Source organism: Bradyrhizobium sp. ma5 (genome assembly GCF_042258955.1).
Lineage (GTDB): Bacteria > Pseudomonadota > Alphaproteobacteria > Rhizobiales > Xanthobacteraceae > Bradyrhizobium.
This window is the reverse complement of the sequence record NZ_CP170156.1, coordinates 3476928-3501033: the sequence shown is the minus strand read 5'-3', so window position 1 is coordinate 3501033 and position 24106 is coordinate 3476928. Positions and strand designations below refer to the sequence as shown.

Annotated in this window: 14 protein-coding genes; 5 read left to right on the top strand and 9 right to left on the bottom strand. The window is 60.7% G+C overall.

Annotated elements, in window-relative coordinates:
• Positions 1-2: 2 nt before the first annotated feature.
• From ACE103_RS15965 to ACE103_RS15930, 8 genes are all read right to left on the bottom strand, one after another.
• Positions 3-914, bottom strand: coding sequence for a type II secretion system F family protein (locus ACE103_RS15965; RefSeq protein WP_375780198.1), 912 nt, complete (start codon positions 912-914; stop codon positions 3-5).
• On the bottom strand, positions 911-1840 hold the full coding sequence (locus ACE103_RS15960) for a type II secretion system F family protein (protein WP_375780197.1): 930 nt from the start codon (positions 1838-1840) through the stop codon (positions 911-913). The genes ACE103_RS15965 and ACE103_RS15960 overlap by 4 nt, the downstream gene beginning before the upstream one ends.
• Positions 1840-3090, bottom strand: coding sequence for a CpaF family protein (locus ACE103_RS15955; RefSeq protein ID WP_375781117.1), 1251 nt, complete (start codon positions 3088-3090; stop codon positions 1840-1842). The genes ACE103_RS15960 and ACE103_RS15955 overlap by 1 nt, the downstream gene beginning before the upstream one ends.
• Positions 3091-3242: 152 nt before the next feature.
• The gene (locus ACE103_RS15950; RefSeq protein WP_375780196.1) at positions 3243-4442 is read right to left on the bottom strand and encodes a CpaE family protein; all 1200 of its coding nucleotides are present in this window, start codon (positions 4440-4442) and stop codon (positions 3243-3245) included.
• A 2-nt stretch (positions 4443-4444) separates the two neighbouring features.
• Positions 4445-5293: a Flp pilus assembly protein CpaB gene (cpaB, locus tag ACE103_RS15945; protein WP_375780195.1), complete on the bottom strand. Its 849-nt coding sequence runs from the start codon at positions 5291-5293 to the stop codon at positions 4445-4447.
• A 1-nt stretch (position 5294) separates the two neighbouring features.
• On the bottom strand, positions 5295-5801 hold the full coding sequence (locus ACE103_RS15940) for a prepilin peptidase (RefSeq protein ID WP_375780194.1): 507 nt from the start codon (positions 5799-5801) through the stop codon (positions 5295-5297).
• A 104-nt stretch (positions 5802-5905) separates the two neighbouring features.
• The gene (locus tag ACE103_RS15935; RefSeq protein WP_375780193.1) at positions 5906-6115 is read right to left on the bottom strand and encodes a hypothetical protein; all 210 of its coding nucleotides are present in this window, start codon (positions 6113-6115) and stop codon (positions 5906-5908) included.
• Positions 6116-6239: 124 nt separating this feature from the next.
• On the bottom strand, positions 6240-6449 hold the full coding sequence (locus ACE103_RS15930; RefSeq protein ID WP_375780192.1) for a hypothetical protein: 210 nt from the start codon (positions 6447-6449) through the stop codon (positions 6240-6242).
• 1807 nt (positions 6450-8256) lie between these two features.
• Between ACE103_RS15930 and ACE103_RS15925 the strand changes: the two genes are divergently transcribed.
• The 5 genes from ACE103_RS15925 (at position 8257) to ACE103_RS15905 (ending at position 15956) form a co-directional block, all read left to right on the top strand.
• Positions 8257-8793 (top strand): NYN domain-containing protein, encoded by a 537-nt coding sequence (locus ACE103_RS15925; protein ID WP_375780191.1) that lies wholly within the window; start codon positions 8257-8259, stop codon positions 8791-8793.
• 530 nt (positions 8794-9323) lie between these two features.
• Positions 9324-11039: a TolC family outer membrane protein gene (locus ACE103_RS15920; RefSeq protein WP_375780190.1), complete on the top strand. Its 1716-nt coding sequence runs from the start codon at positions 9324-9326 to the stop codon at positions 11037-11039.
• 269 nt (positions 11040-11308) lie between these two features.
• Entirely contained in the window at positions 11309-13462 is a 2154-nt protein-coding gene (locus ACE103_RS15915) for a type I secretion system permease/ATPase (protein WP_375781116.1), read from the top strand.
• A gap of 12 nt (positions 13463-13474) precedes the next feature.
• Entirely contained in the window at positions 13475-14722 is a 1248-nt protein-coding gene (locus tag ACE103_RS15910; protein WP_375780189.1) for an HlyD family type I secretion periplasmic adaptor subunit, read from the top strand.
• A gap of 220 nt (positions 14723-14942) precedes the next feature.
• Positions 14943-15956 (top strand): transglutaminase-like cysteine peptidase, encoded by a 1014-nt coding sequence (locus ACE103_RS15905; protein ID WP_375780188.1) that lies wholly within the window; start codon positions 14943-14945, stop codon positions 15954-15956.
• 106 nt (positions 15957-16062) lie between these two features.
• On the opposite strand, the gene ACE103_RS15900 is transcribed toward ACE103_RS15905, so the two are convergent.
• Complete coding sequence (locus tag ACE103_RS15900; protein ID WP_375780187.1) at positions 16063-23973, bottom strand: DUF5801 repeats-in-toxin domain-containing protein; 7911 nt, start codon at positions 23971-23973, stop codon at positions 16063-16065.
• Between the last annotated feature and the right edge of the window lie 133 nt (positions 23974-24106).

The following is a 24106-nucleotide window of genomic DNA, read 5'->3' as shown; positions in this document are numbered from 1 at the left end:
GCTTACTTCATCCCGAAGCTGGCGAATGTACGTATAAGGTGCAGAAATGGACTTCCACCCAGAATGATGAACATGGCTGGAAGCATGAACAACACCATCGGAATAGTCAGCTTGGCGCCCAGCTTGTGTGCTCTTTCTTCCAGCTTGGTAATACGTTCTCGCCGCAGGTCGACAGCGATGCTGCGCAGCGCCTGGCTCAACGGCGTTCCATATTGCAGGCTTTGGCCAACCATGACGCCGAACCGGCGAAGTCCTTCTGACGTAGATCCTAATTTGTCGAATGCCTCGCTGCGATTTGGCAATATCCGGAGATCATCAAGAAGCCCGTACAGGACCTGGGTCATCGCAGGATTAGTCTGGCTCATTTCTTCCGCTACTCGTTCCAGCGCGCTCTCCAGACCCATTCCCACTTCGCTGCAGACAACCAGCAAATCGATCATGTCCGGCGTTCCTAGCCGGATGCCGGCGTTAAAACGCCGTTTCAGCACCGACAGGATCAACCGCGGCCCCATAATTCCGATCACCACGCCAATGAGAATGAAGATCAGCCCGTCGGCCAGCGACTTCCCTAAAAGCTGAGCAACAAACAAGCCAATGATCGGAAACAAGAACATGCTGACAGTTTTGACACCGATCCAGATCGACAAGGTTCGATGTGAATTGAAACCTGACGATTGAACAATTGTTCGCAGTTGGTCCAGATTTTCTGCAGAGTAGAAGCGCCGATACCGCATCCCGAGCGATGAAAGCCAACCGGTAATGTCTCCGAAGGGAGCTGACCGGCCAGGAACGCCCATCACGGCGTTTGACACCCGCATGTTCAACGCACGAAAGTGAAGCTCGTAAAGGATCAACACCATCGCCGCAGTCGCAAGTGTTATGGTGAGGGCGACCAAACTGAAACCAAAAGTCATAGTTCTGTTTCCCTTCTGACCATCCAACGTATCACAAGGGTCCCGATAAGCACCGAGGCTCCCGCGTAAGCCAGGAGCATGTTTCCGGTCCGATCGTAGATCAGCAGATCAACTGTTTGCGGATTGATCGCGTAGAGCAACCCACCGACAATGAAGGGCGATAATGAAAGTGCTCGAGAGGAAAAGATCACCTCTCCTGCCAGGGCCTTCGCACGAGCAGCGAGCGCGACACGCTGCCTCACGGTGTCTCCCAGAGTCTGCAACGTTTCGGTTAAACTGCCACCTGACTTCAGCTGGACCGCAAGTGTCACCGCAAAGATCCCATACTCCGTCACTTGCGTTCGCCGATAGACAGCTTCGACGGCCTCCTCCGGAGAGCTTCCCATAGCCACTTCGCTGCATACGATAGCAAACTGCCCGGCTGTTGGTTCCGGCATCTCGCGCGCAATGATACGAAATGCTTCGTTCACGGGCAGCCCGGATCGAACAGTACTTGTCACCAGCTGGATCGTGTCAGGTAGCTGTCGAAAAAGTTGATTGGCGAGGCGATTTTGCTGCCATCCAAACAGACCTCGCACCACCATGATGGCGACAATTGCAGCCGCGAAAGACACGTAGAGGATGGGAAAATTCAACAGGCTATTGACATAAAAGATTGCCGCTGCTGCGATGACACCGGCGAGTAGCACATAGGCGGGGCGCCAAGCGTAAGCTGTCCCAGCCCTGTAATTGGCTAAGCGGTGGAGAAACATCGACCGAGACCCGGCCTCTAACCGACGAATCGAAGGTAGGCTCGCCGAATGTGAGGTTCGCACGGCTTTGGCTACCTGTCGATCAATGCGGCTTTGTCGAGCGCCGAGCCAAAGCGTCATGGCTGCTGCGCATACCAGAAGCACCAGGTCAATGATGATCAAAGACTGCGCCATTATAATTGCCTCATAGCCTCAGCCCAGGCTCGGTCGAGCCCATAATAGGAAAGACGGGTGTTGAATTTCGGGATTGCGTGTGTAGACCGATAGGTGCCCGATATCCGTCCGTGAACATCCTCCTCTTTGTACTCGAACGCCGCGATATCATTGGTGGTGATCACATCGCCTTCCAGGCCGATCACCTCGCTAATTTGGATAACGCGGCGCTGTCCATCCCGCATGCGTTCTACTTGCACGATAATATCCAGCGCTGCGACGATTTGAGATCGAATTGCCCGCAGCGGCAGATTTGGCTGTCCCATCTGCACCATGTTTTCAATGCGGGTCAGCGCGTCACGTGCGGAGTTAGCATGTACGGTGGAGATCGACCCATCGTGGCCGGTGTTCATCGCTTGCAGCATGTCAAACGCTTCAGCGCCGCGCACCTCGCCTACGACGATGCGATCAGGACGCATCCTCAGGGCGTTCCAGACTAGATCGCGTTGTGTCACCTGCCCCGTACCTTCGAGGCTGGGAGGCCGGGTCTCCAGGCTGATCACATGGGGCTGTTGAAGCTGCAACTCTGCCGCATCCTCGATGGTGACAACGCGTTCACTGTGATCAATAAATTGGCTCATGGCGTTCAACAGCGTCGTCTTGCCGGAACCGGTACCTCCAGAGACCAAAATATTGAGCCGACACCGGCCGGCAATCTCCAGCAACTCCCCCATCGCCGAGGTCATTGACCCGTTTTTGACCATTCCGGCCATATCCAAACGGCGGCTTGGAAATTTTCGGATGGAAATGCAGGGGCTGTGGATCGCTAGCGGCGGGAAGATGATGTTGACCCGACTGCCGTCCGGCAAACGGCAATCCACCATCGGGCTGGATTCATCAACGCGCCGTCCAACCTGCGACGCAATCTTCTGCGCCACCGATGCGATGTGATCATTATCGCGGAACCGTATGGCGATCCGTTCCAGCTTGCCGTTTCGCTCGACATAAACATTACTTGGTCCGTTGACCATGATATCATTGATCGATTCATCCAGCAGGAGCGGACGAAGCGGCCCGTAGCCGGTCATGTCGTCTGCGATCTCGTCCGCCAACAGAAGCTGCTCGCGACCTGAGAGTTCGAGGCGCTCCTGGTTGGCTATTCCATGGATAATTTCCTCGATCTGCTGCCGAAGAACATCGCGCGAAACAGTTGCGGCCACCGATGGCTCAATCTGCGCAATGACTCGTTCGCGCAGCGAAGCTGGCATCATCACTCGTTCGCGCACCGAAACTGGCATCGCGGGCTGCTCGGTCAAGGGTTCGTCGCGACTTGGAGGCAAACGAGTTGGCCCGCCGTCCCTTGGCGTCAATGAAGGTAGACGGGCTGGCGTGTCGTCGCGTTCGCGCGTACCAAACTTTTTCGTCACCTGAATAGCCTCCTGAACCATCCCTTCCGCTGGGCTCCGATACCGGCAATCTCCCGCACAATCGGGGCAAGGTGACGTCGCAGTGCTGATACGTGCTTCAAAGCTGGGATTCCGAGATTGACCGCTTGGGTCATCCCCTTTCCGAGATCGGGAATCACCATGTCCGGCTCCGCGCCCAAGGCCTTGACGATCGTTGCCCTGGGCAGGCCCCCGGGCCGATTGGCACGGTTGAGCAACGTAAAGACCCGATCCTTACCGGCGATGTTCGTGACCGCGGTGCGGAGGGCATGGGCATTACGAAGTCCGGTCACCTCCGCTTCCAGCAGCACCAGCACATGGCGAGAAAGCGTGATCACCGGATGAATCGATGGCGGAAACGGAACTGGTATATCGACAACGATGTAGTTGAACCGCTGACGAAGCAGGCCCAACACATGTCTCACTCCCGCTTCAGTGATGTCCAGTTGCGCATCGAGGTCCTCATCGGCGGAAATCAAGCAAACCCGCTCATCAATATCGATTGCCGCGCGTTCGAGGAACAGTGTGTCCGCCCGCATCGGGTTTTCGAGAGCGATGCGCAGCCCAGGCCCCGGCCGAACACCCAGCATCACTGCTGTTTCGCCGTTTTGTAGATGAAGGTCGAGGAGGGCGACCTTGGCTTTAGTAGTTTCGGCCAGTTGCAGCGCGAGATTGATAGCGATACTGGTCGCTCCGGCGCCCCCCTGAGCGCCACAAATCGAGATCACGTGCCCGCCACGATCGGCCGCGCCAGGCCGCACGTCGCCGAGCAACTTCGGGCGCAACTGATGTAGCACCATATCGCGCGTGAGCGGCCTCGGAAGGTACTCGGTCAAGCCGATTTCCATCAACTCGCGGTAGAAAGTGATCTCCCTGTTCTCACCAATCAGAGCCACCAGGACATCGGGTGGGCAGACGCTTGCCAACCTTTCCAGTTCGGTAAACGGATCATCGAGTCCACTGATGTCTGCCACCAGTGCGAATAGTTCGGTGTCCGTCTCAAGCATCCGTATGGCATTACGGATCGTGCCGCGCCTGATCGTTAAGTTGCTATCTTCGAGGCCTTTGCGCAAAGCCGCTGCACTGAGCTCGTCATTTACGAAACAGACGATTCGGTTGCGTGTTGAGAGAGACGCAAGTTCTTCAGGCGGACTGACCATTGCCATGTTGACGCTCACCACTACCTCCCTGCACTCAACGCGGTGCGCGAGCTTCCGGTATCGTCTTTCTTGACCGAGAATTTCGTAGAGCTACTGCCGGCATAAACCACGACGGTCGTATCCGCGTCCGCGGTATCCTGCCGGTCGACCGCTGACCGTACGGCCAAGGTGAGCTTGCCGCGCTGTCCTGCGACGGTAAGTTTCTTGACCTGCTCCGGCGCAAGCTGCAACGTTACCGTATGCGCAACCTTTCCGGCCGCAGCGTTGTTGGCTGGGCCACCCTGCACAATCTCCTGGTCAATCGCGACGACTCGAACGTTATGAACAACGGTTTCGCTCAGTGTGCCATGCTGTTGAGCTGTTTTATCCTCGGTCGCTGTGGTCGGCTCCTGGGTCAACACAACATCCACATAGTCACCCGGCCAGATCAGGCCCGAGACACCAGACGCCGCATCAACGTTGATGCTGATGGCACGGCTATCTGGTGCCAGGACGCTGGCGAGAAAACCCCGTTCTCGCGGGCGCAAGATGTTTTCTGATGTGACGAGACTACCAGTGTCGAGGAAGTTACGAACCAGAGATCCGCGAATTCCGGTCTTGGCGTCCGGTGTATCGAGGATCGCCCCTGCTGGAACGCTACCAGGCGGCGCCAAGCGTACTGTGAAATCTTCGTCGCGGGCCAACGTTCCTCTCGGCAACGGATGGGCCGCGACAAAGTACCCGACAGTGAGAGGCTCCGGCGCCTTCACCGAGACCTCTACTACCGGGACCTGCGCTTTAGACAGGTTCATGTTGTAGCCAATAAGCCCGAGCGCAGCGGTTGCGAGCAGGAGCACCATGATTATCGAGAGACGCAAGGCGGACGACATACTAAAATCCTTTGCTCAAAACAGTCCAAATACCTCCGCACGCAATGGCGACCCCGTATGGTAGCGGCGCGTGTCGCAAGTGGCGCCAACGCTCAACCGCATAGACGCGGCGCACGAGCGACGATCCGGCAGGCGCGAGCCTGGGATAAGGCAGGATGCGCATTAGCAGATGCACCAGGGCAAGAACGCCGCCGGCTAGAGCGGTAACGGTCAACAACTGGATTACGCCCGTCAGCGGGAGACCAATTGCCAGAGCAACGAGCAGCTTGACATCGCCGCCGCCGATCTTTCCGCGCTGGTAGATGACGAACAGCAGCAGCAGCAGGATCGCAGCAACGACCAGCGACCGGGCAACTTGCATTGGATCAGCTAGTTGACTAGCGATTCCAAGGGCTGCCAGCGCCAAGCAAATCTCATTTCGGATCAATCGTGTCGCGATATCGATCGTTGCGACATATAGCAACAACAAGATTTCGAGAGATCCGGCTGTGGGAGCAATCCAATCCATAAAATGCGTGCCTCAAAAAAGGGGGGCACATTCAAATGCATATCTAAAAAGGTAAAAAGGCGGAGGGGCACGTCCGATGCCTCCTCCGGCGTCAGATAGCAGTATTACACGGCCGCATTGAAGGCGGTGACGATAGCCGCGATGCCGCCAGACAGCGCCGTCCCGATGGCACCCGTAGCTCCCGTACCGAACGCAGCAGCTACCGCGCCGATGATACACGCCGCGACGATAATGTATTCGAACGACACCACGCCGTCTTGATCCGTGCGGAGGTTCTTCAAGGCTTCGCTGATCTCAACATAATACCTCGACATAGGAGAAAATCCTTCTGACAAAATGAACCAGAACTACTACCCTTGATAGACAATGCCGTGCTGCCAACTGGGTACAATTTGGGGGACACATTCCGATGCCCCCCGCCGGGGTCAGATAGGCGTATTACACCGCCGCATTGAACTTGGTGACGATAGCGGCGATACCGCCAGACAGCGCCGTCCCGATGGCACCAGTAGCTCCCGTACCGAACGCAGCAGCCACCGCGCCGATGATACAAGCCGCGACGATAATGTACTCGAACGACACCACGCCTTCCTGGTCGGCGCGAAGGCGCTTGAAGGCTTCGGTGGTCTGGACATAAAGCTTCAGCATAGGAAAATATCCCTTTTAAGATGAATTTACAAAAAATGTTGGCGGGCAAAAATCCGGGGCCAACTGGGAACCGCTTATAATCTGAAGCAAGAAACCTGTCGATTAGTAATCGATTATTAACCCTACCGTGTAGCGGTCGCCGACCGCGCCCTAGCCACCGCACTTCGAAGACAGCGTTCAGAATCCCCTATTTTTATAGAGATTTTGTTCATTTCGAGAAGTTGCGAAAGGCCTCCCCCGTGCGAATACGGTGACGGCCCCAAAGTCCAAGATCGAGGACGATTCCGCGAAAGAGACGCTCTGCATAACGAGCTTGCGGTCCCGATCTACCCAATTTTCCCGTTGAGATCGTCATTCGGAAGGATCGCACGTTTGAGAAGCTCCCAACGCTCCAAGCTCGTGCGATGCGGTTACCGCATACACAGCTTCCAAAATACAAACTTGGCAACATCATGTGAAAACAGCGTCCGATGCTCTCAATCTCGATCTACCGAATTTTCCCGGAGAAGCCGCCAACGTTCGGAATCCCCTCCAAGCCACCCGCAACTTCGAGCAGCAACACTGCGCTGGGCTCAACCTGCCCCGAATGCGCCTTGCGCGAGGGTTCTGTTGATCGTGCATTTAAGAAACGCAAGCGCGGCCGTACAAGCTCCGTCGCCTTGATCACGCTGGACGCGCTCGCCTACGCCTGTGCGATCTGATCCGGGAAGGCACAGCGACAATCCGCGATCGCGCCGTCCGGGCTGACCGCGCTCGGCTGCGCCTACTTGTCGATGCTCGGGCGGGCTACCCTCGCAACGGCAGGAAGCAGAGTGGAAAACGACGAGGCATCGCGCTCACTTCGACCAAGTCGCGCTACCGGCGACCGAGCAAGCATCCCGAAAGTCCGACGATACCCTGCCCGTGGAGCCGGCGGCCGGCCCCAATGTCAGAATGTCAACGCTGGCTTCCGCCCACTGCGTGGCCAAACTTAGCGATCGGTCAAAGTCGATCATCATTGTTTTTCGGGTCGCAGCACCTGACGAAATCAGGGTCTCAGCTGATAAGAGATCTGCGTCGTCGAAGATGTCGTGTCTACAGTTAGCAAGAAAGCCCACTGATGCTCAACATTGGGCGGTTGGTCGACCACGCCCCGCTCGCTGTCGGCGAGCGCTAGAGGGGGCCCACGTGCGCTCCCTGGGTACGAGCGAGCTATGCACAATTAAGGGCAGCAAATTCATTCGCTTTTGTCTGGCCAGTTGGTATCGACAAAGCCCGCATTGCAAAAAAGTAGTATCTCGAAATATCGCGTCAGCAGCAAAATGCGGCGGTACTCTGCATTGAATTTTCGATGTAATTACGTTGGTTACGTAACCACGTGCGCGACGACCCGTTATGACCGCTGCACCGCATTGTCGCCTACGGACGCTTTCGCCGACGAAGCGAGAGTTGTCGTTGCGAGGGCCGACGTATATCCGAATTGGAGATAAGCACATTCGGTCATTGCAACCGATGCCATCAAAGCGCCATAGCGGGCAATTCTCTTGTTAGCTGAACGTGTGTCTACGTCCGGGGGGCCGGTCAGCATCACTGTTCAACGTGCACTGGTCCGTCTGCACTTGGACTCCCCGTGGCTTAGGCACCTTTATCAATAAGCGCACGATCAGCGCGATGATCGCCTCGCTCAATTTGTGCTTTTTCCCGACCAAGTCCTTGCCTTAGGATGAGTGATTCAAGCGAAGACATTAGGTGGCGCCGCGATCCGCTCAAGAAATTCTTAGAACGAAAAGCAAGAAGGCGACTGATCCGGGCCTCATGGGGACTTGAGATGACCGATCGTATTGCACTTTTCATCGATGGTGCGAATTTGCACACGACGGTCAAGAACCTCGGCTTTGAGGTCGACTTCCGGCGATTGCTCCTGGAGTTCGGCAAGCATGGGCAAATCGTCCGCGCGTATTTCTACACGGTCGTGAGGGATGACGACGAGTTCAGCAGCCTTCGCCCGCTGGTGGATTGGCTCGATTACAACGGATATGCGGTGAGGAGAAAGGCCGCCAAGCAGCATGACGACGGCGATGGACGGCGGCGAATGAAGCGCAGCATCGGCATCGAGCTTGCAGTCGACGCGTTGGAAATCGCCCCCCGCATCGACCAAGCATTCGTGTTCTCCGGCGATGGTGACCTGCGCGCTGTGGTTGAAGCTGTCAGGCGGAAGGGCGTCCGCGTTTCCGTCGTTTCCAGCATTCGGACCAAACCTCCGATGATCGCCGACGAACTTCGCAGGCACGCCGATGTTTTCGTCGAATTAGAGAACCTCAGGACATTGATCGAGCGTCCACCACATCCGATTGCGCCGGAGTGAATCTTGCGCCATCAATCCAGGCTTCTTTAGTAGGCGTGAGGCGTCGCCGAGCCGGAAGATCACCGACGAATTGCGCGACAGGCCACACCACGACCGATCTCTTGTCGACCGCCCACCGTTCTGCTGGTTCGATCTGTGCTCCCCCACCATTGCCGTGTAGGCAATCGCCCTCGAATTTCGGGGGGCGTCGGAGCCGCTCCTCATTCGGAGCACATCGCTCACCGTGGTTCGTCACAGCGGAGCGTCTACGGAGGGCGGTTGAAGCCTGCAGCCGGCCGTTAAGGCGAGCTTAACCGACCTTCCCTCTTCCAATCGACGGTGTTGCTGACCGGCACCAGGTCAAGCATCTCCACAAACGTCACTAAACCATTGCAATTTAATATAATTATTTAAATCGCTTCTCGCGCAACCAGTTTTCTACGGCCGTTTACAGCCGCTGTGTGGCTGAAATGTCATAGGTAGCGGAACTGTCCTTTGTTAGCTTTTTGGCAGATTCCACGTATTATTTTTTCGAGTAGGGGCGGAATATAATGAGGTCGGCCTACACGGTCATTGCGTGCCTGTGCCTGGCGGCAACGTCAGCGCGTGCCGAGGTTTTTTCCATCAACGACGCCTTGCGCCAGGCGATGCAGACCAACCCGGGCGTGGGTGAAGCTTCCGCAAATCGTCGGGCGACCGAAAGCGAATTGAGGCAGACCCAGAGCACGCTACTGCCGCAGGTGCGTGTCGACGCCAGCTATGGTCCGGAAAAGTTCGACCAGCCGCCGGGCTTCATCGCCCCGTCGATCCAGGCACCGACGGTCGGTTCAGGACCGTGGCGTAATGGCAGCCAGGAATCCGTGGTGGTGCGCCAGCTGCTCTGGGACGGCTTCTCGTCGATCTATGACGTCTGGCGTCAGACCGCGCGCGTGAACGCCGCCGCCTCCCGCGTCAAGGAGAGGACCGAGCTATTGGCGCTCGACGCCGCCGAAGCCTATGTGGACGTCACACGATATATGCGGCTGGTCAGCCTCGCCCAGCAGAACGTCGCCAACCATGACAAGATCTTTGCGAATGTGAACTCCCGCTTCTCGGGCGGTCGGGCCGGCGAAGGCGATCTCGAGCAAGCGCGTGAGCGCGTCGAGGCCGCCCGTGCGGCACTCGCGGAATTCCAGCGCAGTCTGGATGATGCGCGGGCGAAGTACCGCAAGACGGTTGGCCTCGAGGCCATCAACGTTCGCTTCCCTGCCCCGCTCGCGGGATTGCCGAATAGCCGCGACGAAGCGCTGGCGACCACCCTGCGGTTCAATTCGACGATTGCGGCTGCACAATCCGACGCCGACGCGGCCAAGCATGCGTTCAAGGCGACCGACGGAACGTTCGGCCCGAAATTCTATCTCGAGGGCCGCGCAACCCACTACGACAACTCTTTCCCCTACGTGACGGCGCCGGGAAATCCCGCCGTGACCCATGAGGACTACAGCGGCAAGGTGGTGATGTCGTGGGACATCTTCCGCGGCGGCCAGGACGCCTGGAACAGGTCGGAGAAGGCCGAGCGCTATACCGAAGCCACCATGCGCCACGCACGCCTGCAGCGCGATGCGTATGAGTCGATCGACAAGGCATGGAACGCCCGTACGATCACGGCCACCCGCATTGCAGCTCTGGCGCGCCAGCTGGAAGCCGACCGCAAAACCATCGCAGCCTTCCAGAAGGAATACGAGCTCGGTCAGCGTTCGCTGATCGATCTCTTGAACGCGCAGAACCAGTTCTTCAACGCATCGGTCTCGCTCACCTCCGCCCGCGGTGTCGTCGTCTTCGCCGACTATCAGCTGCTGGCCGCGATGGGCACCTTGATCGAGTATCTGAAGGCTCCGCCGCCGGTCGATGCCGCGCCGACCGACATGCTTTCGATCGGCCTTCCGCGCTACTCGTTCCCCACCCTGCGCGTGAACCTGCCCCAGACGGGATCTGAGCCGCTGCACGTCGCAGTTCCAGCCCCCACTGCTGCAGCCCGTCCCGCCAAGGGCTACAAGGAGGGCTATGCGGCGGCTCAGCCGAAGGACACCGGCTTTGCCGACCGCTTCACCGGCTCGACGACGACCGCGGCAGTGCCCGGATCTGCGGAATGGATGCAGCAGCAGAAGAATGCTGCTGGCGGTCCGAATGTCATTTACGCGGACCCGTCCGTCACGGCGAACGCCAGCTCCTATGCGTCCACAAAGCCGCATTGGCTGCTGTCGGCCTTCCCGAGCTCCGCTCAATAGCAGCCGGCAGACCGATCGGTCAGGACTTCCGAAAGGGCCCCAAACGGGGCCCTTTCGATTCCCGTATTAATACTTAAAGCAAGTTTCACTGATTTCGTTCGCCATTTGTTGTAGTCTGGCCTCAACTTTACGATGCGATTTCTGCATTTCCATTTTGGTTGTCGAGGTTTCAGTTGTTATTTCGAACCCCCAGCGCGGTGGCTGACGCCGGCCGCTCCTCCTCAGACGATTCAACTTCAAGGCCAGCCGCGACAAGCCGACCGCGCGCACTGGGCGACGATCCCCTCACCGCATCGCTGACCTATCTCGCCGCTCATCACGGCCGCGCCGTGAGCCGCGAAGCGCTGCTTGGCGGACTTCCGATCACGGACGGACAGCTGTCAGTTTCGCTGTACGACCGCGCAGCGCGACGTGCGGGCCTGGAGACCGAGGCCGTCAAGCGCGACATTGCAGACATTCCGGCGCTGGTGCTGCCCGCCGTCCTGATCATGAAGGACGGCTCTGCGCTGATCCTTCTCGGCGTGGACCCGGCCAACAAGACGATCAAGATCGTTGACCCGACGACGCCGAACACCCCGCGCCTCGCCGACATCGCCTCGCTCGCGACGGACTATACCGGCTACGCATTCATGGTGAGAAGCGCTGCGCAGGCCGACGCGCGCACCGCCGCCGCGGGAGACATCCCCAAGAACCACTGGTTCTGGTCCGTGGTGAAGGCGCATTGGCGCAGTTACGGGCACATCGCGATCGCCGCCTTTCTGACCAACATCCTCGCGCTGGCGACGCCGCTGTTCACGATGAGCGTCTATGACCGCGTCATCCCCAACGGAGCAATCCCCTCTCTGATCGCGCTCTCGATCGGCATGGGGCTCGGCATCCTGTTCGATTTCATCTTCCGGATGGTCCGCAGCCGCATGATCGACGTCACGGGCAAGACCATCGACGTCGTGCTCGCCGCCAACATCTTCGAGCATGTGATGGCCGTGAAGATGGCGCAGCGGCCGACCTCGGTCGGCATCATCGCCAACCAGCTCCGGGACTTTGACTCGGTGCGTGAATTCTTCACCTCCGGAAGCGTGGTTTCGGCAACCGACCTGCTGTTCGCCATCCTGTTTGTCGGAGTGCTGTTCGTCATCGCCGGACCGCTGGCCTGGATCCCGCTGATCATGCTCCCGCTCATCCTGCTGATCGGCTTCCTGCTGCAGCGGCCGCTCGATCGCGCCATGAAGCGCTTGCAAGCCGAATCCGCCGCGCGCCATGGCGTGCTCGTCGAGTCGCTGTCCGGTCTGGAGACCGTCCGTGCGACCGGCGCCGAGGCCCGCATGCAGACGCTGTGGGAGCGTTCGGTCGCGGCGACCGCCCGATCCGGTGAGGACGTTCACTTCTGGTCGTCGATGTCGCTGACCAGCGCGAGCACCGCCCAGCAGGTCACCAGCCTGCTGCTCGTCATCGTCGGCATTTTCCTGATCCTCGACGGCAAGCTGAGCGTCGGCGCGCTGGTCGCGGCGAACATGCTCGCCGGCCGCATCCTGGCGCCGATCGCCGGCATCGCCTCTGTCATCACCAAGGGAACGCAGACGCTGACTTCGCTCAAGGCCATCGACCGCATCATGTCGATCGAGCGCGAGCGATCACCGACCCGGTCGTATGTTGCGCGGCGGATCGACGACGGCAAGATCGCCTTCGAGAACGTGTCGTTCGCCTACCCCAATGCACCGGGCAACGCGCTCGAAAAGGTCAGCTTCAAGATCGAAGGCGGAGAGAAGGTCGGCATCATCGGCCGGGTCGGATCCGGCAAAACCACGGTTGGCAGGCTGCTGCTCGGATTCTATGAGCCGAAGGAAGGCCGGATCATGGTCGATGGCGTGGACTCGCGCCAATACGATCCTTCCGACTTGCGCACTGGCATCGGCTTTGCGATGCAGGACACCGACCTGTTCTACGGCAAGCTGCGCGACAACATCGCCCTCGGCAAGCCGGAGGCGACCGACGAGGAGATCCTGCTTGCTGCGCGGCTCTCCGGTGTCGAGAGCTTCATCGCCGGCCACCCGATGGGCTATGACATGCCGATCTCGGAAGGCGGCCGCAGCCTGTCGGGCGGCCAGAAGCAGGCCATCGGATTGGCGCGTGTCTTGATCCGCAAGCCTCGCGTGCTGTTTCTCGACGAGCCGACTGCGCATTTCGATATTCGCAGCGAGCAGGAATTCCTCGAGCGCCTCAAGGGGCTCCGCGACGAGCGCATGACCATCATCATTTCGACCCATCGTCTGTCATTGCTGAACATGGTCGATCGCCTGCTGCTGTTCGACAATGGCCGCCTGGTTGCCGACGGCCCGCGCGACAAGGTGCTCGCCCTGCTCCAGGGCAAGCCCGCGTCGACGGCGCCGGCACCTGAGAATACGATCCAGCCGAAATCTGCATAACGAGCGAATATTATGGCGTCTTCCGATTTTGCCTTTGCAAACGACATCCGCTCCGCGGCGTTGCTGCGCACGCCCCGGACCTCTCGCATGCTGCTGTGGACGTCGTGTGCGCTGCTTGCGACGTTCGTGGTCTGGGCGCATTTTGCCGTGCTGGACGAGGTCAAGCGCGGCAGCGGCCGCGTGGTGCCGTCACGGCAGATGCAGGTGGTGCAATCGCTCGAAGGCGGCATCGTTGGCGATATCCTGGTGCGCGAAGGCGACATCGTTCAGCAGGGCCAGTCGCTGATGCGCATCGACGATACCAAATTCGCCTCCGAGTTCGGCGAGATCCGCGAGCGCCGCGCGGCGATGGCGGCGCGGGTCGCCCGCCTCGAGGCCGAGGCCCGCGGACGAAGCGAGATCACCTTTCCGGACCAGCTCGACCAGATGGTTCCGGCCGCGGTGGCGACCGAGGCCAGCGTGTTCAAGATGCGGGGTCAGAAGGTCGCGCAGGACATCGACGTCCTCAATCAGCAGGTCACCCGCCTCACCGGCTCGCTCAAGCTGCTGGAACGCGAGCAGACCCTGACGCGCAAGCTCTATGAGCAGAAGGTGGTGCCCGAGATCGAGATGCTGCGGCTTGACCGGCAGGCAACCGAGATGAAGGGACAGCTCGCCGAAGCGCAATCGAAGATCGCGAACATCACCGCGTCGTTCCGCTCGCAGGCCGACGAGGACCTTGCCAAATCGCGCGGCGACCTCGCCGTGCTCGACGAGAACATCAAGTCCGCCCAGGATCGGGTGCGCCGCACCGACCTGAAGGCGCCGGTCCACGGCATCGTCAACAAATTGAACGTCAGCACCATCGGCGCCGTGGTGGCGCCGGGCGCCAACCTGATGGATATCGTGCCGCTGGACGACACGCTGCTGGTGGAGGGCCGGATCCGCCCCCAGGACATCGCGTTCATTCGCCCCAACCAGGACGCGGTGGTGAAGATCAGCGCCTATGATTCTTCGGTCTACGGATCCTTGAAGGGGAAGGTCGAGCGCATCAGCGCCGACACCATCGTCGACGACAAGGAAAAGAACGAACGCCAGGAGACCTTCTACCGGGTCATGGTGCGCACCGAAAAGAACCATCTCGGCAGCGAGCAGCATCCGCATCCGATCATTCCGGGAATGGTGGCCACGGTCGAAGTCCTGACCGGCGAGAAGTCCGTGCTGGATTACATCGTGAAGCCAGCGCGCCTGCTGCGTGACGAGGCCCTGCGCGAACGCTGATCGGGGCCGCGGAGCTCGTGGTTAACCGATCGTAACCCCCGGTCGTTCAATTTCGAACGAACCGGCAAACCCTGGATTGACCGCCTTCCCGACATTCGCCGCGTCGCCCCGTCCCACTTAACTCAGCTTAAGCGGCCAGGACGCCAGTCTGCGCCCCGATAACAGCGGGGGCACAGATCGACGCAGAGACGTTGACGGTCCCCGACATTGGGGACGTCATATGAAGTCGCTGAATTTTGCAGCGTCGGCGGTGATCGCCGTGGCTGCGCTGTCGATAAATCTTTGCCTAGCGCCTGCCGCGTTTGCCGCGGACGAATTCTCTCTCGCCAAGTCCGACGGCGAGCTCGCACCGGCGTCTGACGCTGCGTCGAACCGCCCGCCCGCCACCTTCTTCACCATCTCGGACGTGCTGGCCAAGCTTGACCGACAGCGCGGCCGTGGTCCGAGCGCGATCCGCACCGCCGCGCTGACGCCGGCGAACACCGCGACCGACGCCCTGCCCGCGTCGAAACCGCTTCCGCCTGAGGGCACCGAGCCGTTCGGCCTGTTCACCTTTCGCGCGCCCGAAAACACGCTATGGCGTAAATGGCGCGGCCTCGAATTCGACCTCGCCAAGGAGCGCACCGTCCTCGAGCAGTGCCGCGAGAACGTCGCCGGCTGCCCGTCCAATGCCGCGCAGTTCCTCCGCCTGATCAGCGCGGTCAAGGCCAAGGCCGGCCGCGAGCGGCTGGATGAGGCCAACCGTGCCGTCAACCAGGTGATCCGCTATGTGAGCGACTTCGCCCAGCATGGCGAGGCCGACCGCTGGACTGCCCCGCTCGCCAGCTTCGCCACCGGCAAGGGCGATTGCGAGGACTACGCGATCGCCAAATATATCGCGCTCAGCGAGGCCGGCTTCCCGCGCGAGGATCTGCGCCTGGTGCTGGGCCGCGACCGCGCCATCCGCCAGGATCACGCCGTGCTGGCGGCGCGCCTCGACGGTCACTGGCTGATCCTGGACAGCCGCCGCTCCGACCTGGTCGACGACGGCGAGCTCGGCCATTTCACCCCGATGTTTGCGATCAACGACCGCGGCGTGCAGCTGTTCGCGGCACCCTACGCCAAGCGGCTGCCGCTCGGCGACGAGGCCGACGCCGCACCAGCGGCCGCCACTGCGGCAGACGGCGAATGGACCGGGGTGGAAGAACTCGACACAGCGAGCCCGCTCCCGGGCTTCCTGCCCGTGCTGATGTGATTGCCCGCGAGCAGAATTCACTCGCGAGCAATTCCGAAGAAGAAAGCTCCAAGAAAAATCCGCGGAGAGTCTCCGCGGATTGGTCGCTTCTGGCTGAGAACCGGGCCTAGAAAATATGAACGTTCGCGGCCGTCGGCACGCCCGTGCTCACATGGGCGAGGTCCACCTTGTCCGAGCCGGTGCCATTTGCCGAGTACCAGAGTTCATGCGTCGTATTGTTGAAGAAGAACTTGTTCGTGCTTCCGCTTTCGTTCCAAGCGCTGGCGTTGTTCTCGGTCCCGCCCGTGGCTGTCGATGACGTGAACTGACCTGCCGTCAGAGCATTTGAAGTGCCCGCCGGGAGGCTCACACCGGCTACGTCGAGAAGGACCAAGTCGCCGCTATTGAAATCGCTAATGTTAAAGTGGGCGGCGAGATTGAGAACGAACTTGTCGTCCCCACCATTACCCGTAAGCGTTTCATTGGTTACGCCGGCAACGATGACATCATTACCGGTGGTCCCCGAAAGAGTTGTCGCACCGTTGACATTCACATCGAACGCCCCCGAGACGATATCCCCGTCGCCGTCCTTGACACCTATAGTGAAGGGGACGTCGGTTTCGCCGTTGTTGACGAGTTCGGTTATCCCGGCCAGCAGGATCTTCGATTTCCCGGAGACATCATACAGTTCGACGTAGTCGATATTCCCATGTCCGGTCGCCGTTATCGTGGTCCCATCGGTAGCCGAATTATAGACGTGTGAGGTTACCGTGCCATCGACGCTATGCACGACGTAGTCGATGATCGTCGAACCGCCGATGGCATTGACCGTGAATGAAATCTGATTCCCCGTTCCTACGGTCGAGGCTCCGGGCGCCTGGCCGTAAGTCCAGGTATCGCCATTGCTGTTATCGCCCACTCCTCCAAGATCAAAGCGCATGAAATCGCCTTGATTGAAGTTGTTGCTGTGGACGCCCAAGCCCGACGAGCTTGCGTTGATGGTGTCCTGGGTCAGCTTCGAACTCGTCAGCGTATCGTGCGTTTCGTTAAACCAGCTGGCCGCATTGAACGATCCGGTCGTGTGGTAGCCCGTCAATGTGACCACGGCATTGCCGCTCGTATCCGACAAGACGGCATACGACGCCGGACCAGAACCGTGTACGGCACCAGAGGTGCTTATCGACTGCTGCGAATACGAATCGAGCGTATGGTAGAGGTTGAACGAGTAAGTCGATGTTGTCGGATCGAGCGCTACCGTGAAGACGTCCGATCCATTGGCGACACCGTGGAGGACCCCGTAAGCATCGACGTATTCAGAGACCGCATATCCCCCCGCCTGGATCGTCGTTGCAGTAGGATGTAGCGGATCTAGGGATACGCCCGTGAAATAGAGCGATCCCAGACCGTCTGCGCCAGTGGTGAATTGCAAATCACCGATTACGCTGATGCCCGCTACGTTGGCAATCACTCCATGCTCTGCCGACACCCAGGACGGGCCATCGTCGAGGAAGCTGATGTGCGTGCTGATGTCAGCGGTGGCTATCGCGTGGTCCCCGTCGGAGTCGGTCACCGTGACGGTCGCCCCTACCTTGCCAGCCGCCAGCGATACAATGTCGTTGGGGTTGGTGGTGTCGTTCTGGTGAAGCGACAGGTACTCGGCCACATAGAGCCGGCCAGTTGCCGGATCGATGGCGATCGCGAACGCCACCTTGCCGGTCAGGCTCGGGTTGGCGATGTCCGTACCGACTGTGCCGATGATCCGGCCGCTGGCATCGAGTGACAACGTGATCGCTGTGCCGTCGGTCACGGTCAGACCAGACGCAGCATTGAGCACGGACAGCCCGTAGGTTGTCGTTCCCGCGCCATCCGCGCCGTAGCTGGCCCCGGCCGCCGTCAAGATGCTGCTGGCACCTGTGGAAGCAAAGCTCAGTGCACCGTTGTCCAGCACGGCAGCGGACACATCCGTATCGATGCCCTTGCTCGCAACAGTCGCAAACAGCCCGGCAACGGTGTTTGCCGAACCATTGAACGTGATCGCCGTCGAGCCGAGCACGTCGCTTGCACCGCCGACAGTCTGGACGCCGGGCGTCTCGTCGACACCGACCGTCGCCGCGCTCACCGTCACCGTCGGCGCCTTCGGGCCGTCGTCGCCGAACTGGATCTGGTGGCCGATGTCGATCGAGGCCGAGGCCGTGACCGACTTGTCACCTTCATGATCCGTCGTGAACGCGGTTGCCTTCAGGTCGATCAGGTTTGCCGCCAACTGCTTGACGTCACTGATGTACGAGCCGCTGTAGGTATCGGTCTGCGAGTGATCGATCGTCTCGAACTGGGTCAGTGTCACGATGCCGGTGGTCAGACCGACGCTCAGCGTGAACGCTGTGTTGCCGGCGTTGATGCCGCCAACGGTGGCCGAGGTCGAGCCGGTCACTACACCAGTCGCGCTGTCGAAATACAGGTAGATCGTGTGTCCGGCATGGGTCAGACCGCTAGCGCTGCCATTGGCCACGCCGGCGTGCAGGCCGAGCACATAGTTGACTGTCGTCGCGCCGGCGCCATCCGCGCCGTAGAGGTTGGTATTGCCGATCGTGAACGCGCCTGAGAAGTCCTCCGTCGCGACGGTTTTCGATGGATTGGTGTCCGCCGGGTCCTGCGTGCCGGAGAAATTGCCACCGGCCAGGCCACCGTCGAACGTCAGCAGCACCGGAGCCGGACACCCCGAAAGCGTCACCGTTGGGGTCTTCGGACCGTCGTCGCCGAACTCGATCTGGTGACCGACGTCGATCGAGGCGGAGACCGTGACCGTCTTGTCGCCCTCATGATCGGTCGTGAAGGCACTCGCCTTGAGGTCAATCAGGTTGGCCGCCAGCTGTTTCACGTCGTCGATATACGAACCGTTGTAGGTGTCGGTGTGCGAGTGATCAATCGACTGGAGTTGTGTTAGCGTCACGATGCCGGTGGTCAGACCGACGCTCAGCGTGAACACCGTGTTGCCGGCGTTGATGCCGACCGACGTGGCCGAGGTCGAACCGGTGATCACACCGCCGACATTGTACAGGTAGATCGTATGGCCGGCATGCGTCAGTCCGCTGGCGCTGCCATTGGCCACGCCGGCGTGCAAGCCGAGCGTGTAGTTGACCGTGGTGGCGCCAGGGCCGTCGGCACCATACAGGTTGGTATTGCTGGTGGTGAACGCGCCGGAGAAGTCCTCCGTCGCGATGGTTTTCGACGGATTGGTGTCGGCCGGGTCCTGCGTGCCGGAGAAATTGCCGCCGGCCAGGCCGCCGTCGAACGTCAGCAGCACCGGAGCCGGACACCCCGAAAGCGTCAGCGTTGGGGTCTTGGGGCCGTCGTCGCCAAACTCGATCTGGTGGCCGACGTCGATCGAGGCCGACGCCGTCACCGTCTTGTCGCCTTCATGATCCGTCGTGAAGGCGCTGGCCTTGAGGTCGATCAAGTTGGCCGCCAGCTGCTTGACGTCGCTGATGTAAGAGCCGTTGTAAGTGTCGGTCTGCGAGTGATCGATCGACTCCAGCTGGGTCAGCGTCACGATGCCGGTGGTCAGACCGACGCTCAGCGTGAACACGGTATTGCCGGCGTTGATGCCGCCAACAGTGGCCGAGGTCGAACCGGTGATCACACCGCCGACGTTGTAGAGATAGATCGCGCTGCCGGCATGGGTCAGACCGCTGGTGCTGCCGTCGGTCACGCCGGCGTGCAGGCCGAGCGTGTAGTTGACGGTCGTCGCCCCGGCGCCGTCGGCACCGTACTGGTTGGTATTGCCGATCGTGAAGGCGCCGGAGAAGTTCTCCGTCGCGATCGTCTTAGACGGGTTGGTGTCGTGCGAGTCCTGCGTGCCGGAGAAGTTGCCGCCGGCGAGGCCGCCGTCGAAGGTCAGCAGCACCGGTGCGGTAAACGCAGCCAGCGTCACCGTCGGGGTTTGCGGACCGTCGTCGCCGAACTGGATCTGTTGGCCGACATCGACCGACGCCGAGACCGTGACCGTCTTGTCACCCTCGCTGTCGGTCGTGAACGCGCTCGCGGTCAGGTCGACGAGGTTTGCCGCCAACTGCTTGACGTCGTTGATATAGGAGCCGTTGTAGGTGTCGGTCTGCGAATGATCGATCGACTCGAGCTGGGTCAGCGTCACGATGCCGGTGGTGAGACCAACACTCAGCGTGAACACCGTGTTGCCGGCGTTGATGCCGCCCAGGGTCGCCGAGGTCGAACCGGTGATGACGCCGCCGACGTCGTACAGGTAGATCGTGCTGCCGGCATGCGTCAGCCCGCTGTCGCGGCCGTCGGCCACGCCGGCGTGCAGGCCGAGCGTGTAGTTGACGGTGGTCGCGCCGGCGCCATCAGCGCCATAGAGATTGGTATTGCTGATCGTGAACGCGCCGGAGAAGTCCTCGGTCGCGATCGTCGCCGACGGGTTGGTGTCGTGCGAGTCATCGGTGCCGACGAAATTGCCGCCCGCCAGGCCGCCGTCGAAGGTCAGCAGCACCGGTGCGGTGAACGCCGCCAGCGTCACGGTCGGAGTCTGCGGGCCATCGTCGCCGAACTGGATCTGCTGGCCGACATCGACCAGGGCCGACGCCGTGACCGTCTTGTCGCCTTCGCTGTCGGTGGTGAACGCGCTTGCGGTCAGATCGACCAGGTTCGCGGCCAGCTGCTTGATGTCGCTGATATACGAACCGCTGTAAGTGTCGGTCTGCGAGTGGTCGATCGACTCGAACTGGGTCAGCGTCACGATGCCGGTGGTGAGACCGACGCTCAGCGTGAAGACTGTGTTGCCGGCGTTGATGCCGCCCGCGGTGGCTGAGGTCGAGCCGGTGATGACGCCGCCGACGTCGTACAGGAAGATGGTGCTGCCGGCATGCGTGAGACCGCTGTCGCTGCCGTCCGCCACGCCGGAGTGCAGGCCGACCGTATAGTTGACCGTGGTCGCGCCGGCGCCGTCGGCGCCGTACTGGTTGGTGTTGCCGATGGTGAACGCGCCGGAGAAGTCCTCGGTCGCGACCGTCGCCGACGGGTTGGTGTCGTGCGAGTCATCGGTGCCGACGAAATTGCCGCCGGCAAGGCCGCCGTCGAAGGTCACCAGCACTGGCGTGGTGAACGCCGCCAGCGTCACCGTCGGAGTCTGCGGACCATCGTCGCCGAACTGGATCTGGTGGCCGACATCGATCGAGGCCAACGCCGTGACCGTCTTGTCGCCCTCGCTGTCGGTGGTGAACGCGCTTGCGGTCAGATCGACGAGGTTCGCAGCCAGCTGCTGGATGTCGTTGATGTAGGAGCCATTGTAGGTATCGGTCTGGGTATGATCGATCGACTCCAACTGGGTCAGCGTCACGATGCCGGTGGTCAGACCGACGCTCAGCGTGAACACCGTGTTGCCGGCGTTGATGCCGCCTGCGGTGGCCGAGGTCGTACCGGTGATGACGCCGCCGACGTCGTACAGGAAGATGGTGCTGCCGCCATGGGTCAGCCCGCTGTCGCTGCCATCGGCCGCGCCGGCATGCAGGCCGAGCGTGTAGTTGACCGTGGTCGCGCCGGCGCCGTCGGCGCCGTACTTGTTGGTGTTGCCGATGATGAACGCGCCGGAGAAGTCCTCGGCCGCGACCGTCGCCGACGGGTTGGTATCGTGCGAATCCTGGGTACCGACGAAGTTGCCACCCGCCAGGCCGCCGTCGAACGTCAGCAGGTCCGGCACCTTCAGCGCCGACAGCGTCACCGTCGGGGTCTGCGGGCCGTCATCGCCGAACTGGATATGGTTGCCGATGTCGATCGAAGCCGACGCCGTGACACTCTTGTCGCCTTCGCTGTCGGTGGTGAATGCACTCGCGGTCAGGTCGACGAGGTTCGCCGCCAGTTGCTTGATGTCGTAGAGATACGAGCCGTTGTAGGTGTCGGTCTGCGAGTGATCGATCGACTCGAGCTGGGTCAGCGTCACAATGCCGGTGGTCAGGCCGACGCTCAACGTGAAGACCGTGTTGCCGGCGTTGATGCCGCCTTCCGTCGCCGACGTCGAACCGGTGATCACACCGCCGACATCGTACAGGAAGATGGTGCTGCCGGCATGGGTCAGACCGCTGTCGACGCCGTCGGCAACGCCGGCGTGGAAGCCCAGCGTGTAGTTGACCGTCGTCGCACCGGCGCCGTCAGCGCCGTAGAGATTGGTGTTGGTGACCGTAAACGAACCGGAGAAGTCCTCCGTCGCGATCGTCGGCGACGGATTGGTGTCGTGCCAGTCCTGGAAGCCGACGAAGTTGCCTCCGGCCAGCCCTCCGTCGAACGTCAGCAGTTCTCCTCCTGTTGGACTATCCTCCGAGTGCGTCGGCGTTAGCGTCACCGTCGGGGCCTTCGGGCCATCGTCGCCGAACTGGATGTTACCGCCCAGGTCCAGCACCGCCGAAACGGTCGGCGACGAATCGCCGTCGCCGTCGGTGGTGACCGCGCTCGCCTTCAGGTCGATGATGTTCGCAGCCAGCTGCTTGATGTCGTTGATATAGGAGCCGCTGTAGGTGTCGGTCTGGGTGTGGTCGATCGTATGCGTCTGCGTCAGCGTCACGACGCCGGCGGCATCCACGCTCAGCGTGAACACCGTGTTGGCCGCCGTGATCCCGCCTTCCGTCAGCGACGTCGAGCCGGTGATGACACCGCCATTCTCGTACAGATGGATCGACAGACCGCCGGAGGTCAGGCCGGACGCGCCGCCTTCGCTGAACCCGGCATGGAATTGCAGCGCATAGGTGATCGACGTGCTACCGCCGTCGGCACCGGCATCGTTCAGATGGCCAAACGTGAATGCGCCGGCAAAGCTCACCGTCGCAACCGTCGTCGACGCATTGGTGTCGTGCGAGTCCTGGGTGCCGACGAAATTGCCACCGGCGAGGCCGCCGTCGAAGGTCAGCAAGACCGGCTCAGAGCCAGACACGACCACCGTCGGGGTGACGGGACCGTCGTCGAGGATCGTCAGGTGCGAACCGATATCGGTGCTCGCGCTTGCCGACTGGTTGCTGTTGTCGGTCACCGTGGCGGTCAGCGTGATCAGGCCGGATGCCAGCGTGATCCCTTCATTGAAGTCGCCAGGCGTTCCCTCATGAACAGCGCGCAGATCGGTCAGCGTCACGTGACCCGTACCGTCAACGCTGACGGTGAAGACCAGATCGCCGCCAGTGGCGGTGCGCCCTTCCACGACGCCGGATGCATTGACCGACAGCAGCACGTGCTGGCCGGTCGCCGTGTCGATCAGGCCGGAGTCCACATTCGGCCCGCTGATCGACAGCGCATAGGTCAGCGACTGCTGGCCGCCCGGCACAGTGACGTCGAACGCCACCTGCACTGTCGCCACGCTGGACCCTGCGGGGCCCAGTCCCGAACCGGCAACGCCATGGTTGGTCGCAGCGCTCAGGAAGCTTTCGTCGACGGTCAGCGACGGGACGAGACCGCCGGAAATGGTGGGCGGCGAAATGGTGGGCGGCGTAGTGGGTTCGTTAGGCTGGAAGCTGGCCTGCTGTGTGCCGGTCGGCTGCCCGCCGGGCGCCGAAGGCGGCAGTTCTTCCGGCGGCGCCAACACATTGAGAGGCGGGGCAGTCAGCGGATCGACCGCGTGCGGACGGAAGTCCGCACCGCTCGCCTGCGCGTTGCCCGTGTTGCCGCCGTTGTCGGCTGCCGGCAACACGGAGGCGTCCGTGCTGATCGGAAACAGATTGGCAAATTCCTGCACCGAGACGTCGCGACCGGGCGCCATCTCGATTGTGACGTTGCTTTGTCCATCCGCACGGGAGTCGAAGAACGGCTCGACCGTGACCGTCGACTGGTTGTCGAACAGGATGATCAGCTTTTCGCCGATATGGATCAGCGTGATCTTTTCATTGGCGATCGAGGTGAAATCGACCTTCGCCTTCTGGTCGTATCCAAGATTGATGACAACCGCCTGGTCGGTCAGCGGCTTGGTCAGTTTGTAAATTCGTACGGGACCCGAGTTGTTGGAATTGCCGGCGCCGCTAACCTGAGCGACCTGAAACGAGCCCTGCATTATCAACTCCGAAAAAAGCGATTAGAGGAAGAGGAAAATTCGTCGAAAAATTTAGTTTTAGGCTATTGTTAACCCTTGTTCCGGTCAAGAAATGTATTTGGTTAATCAATGCTTTCCGTCGAAGTGTGGTAAA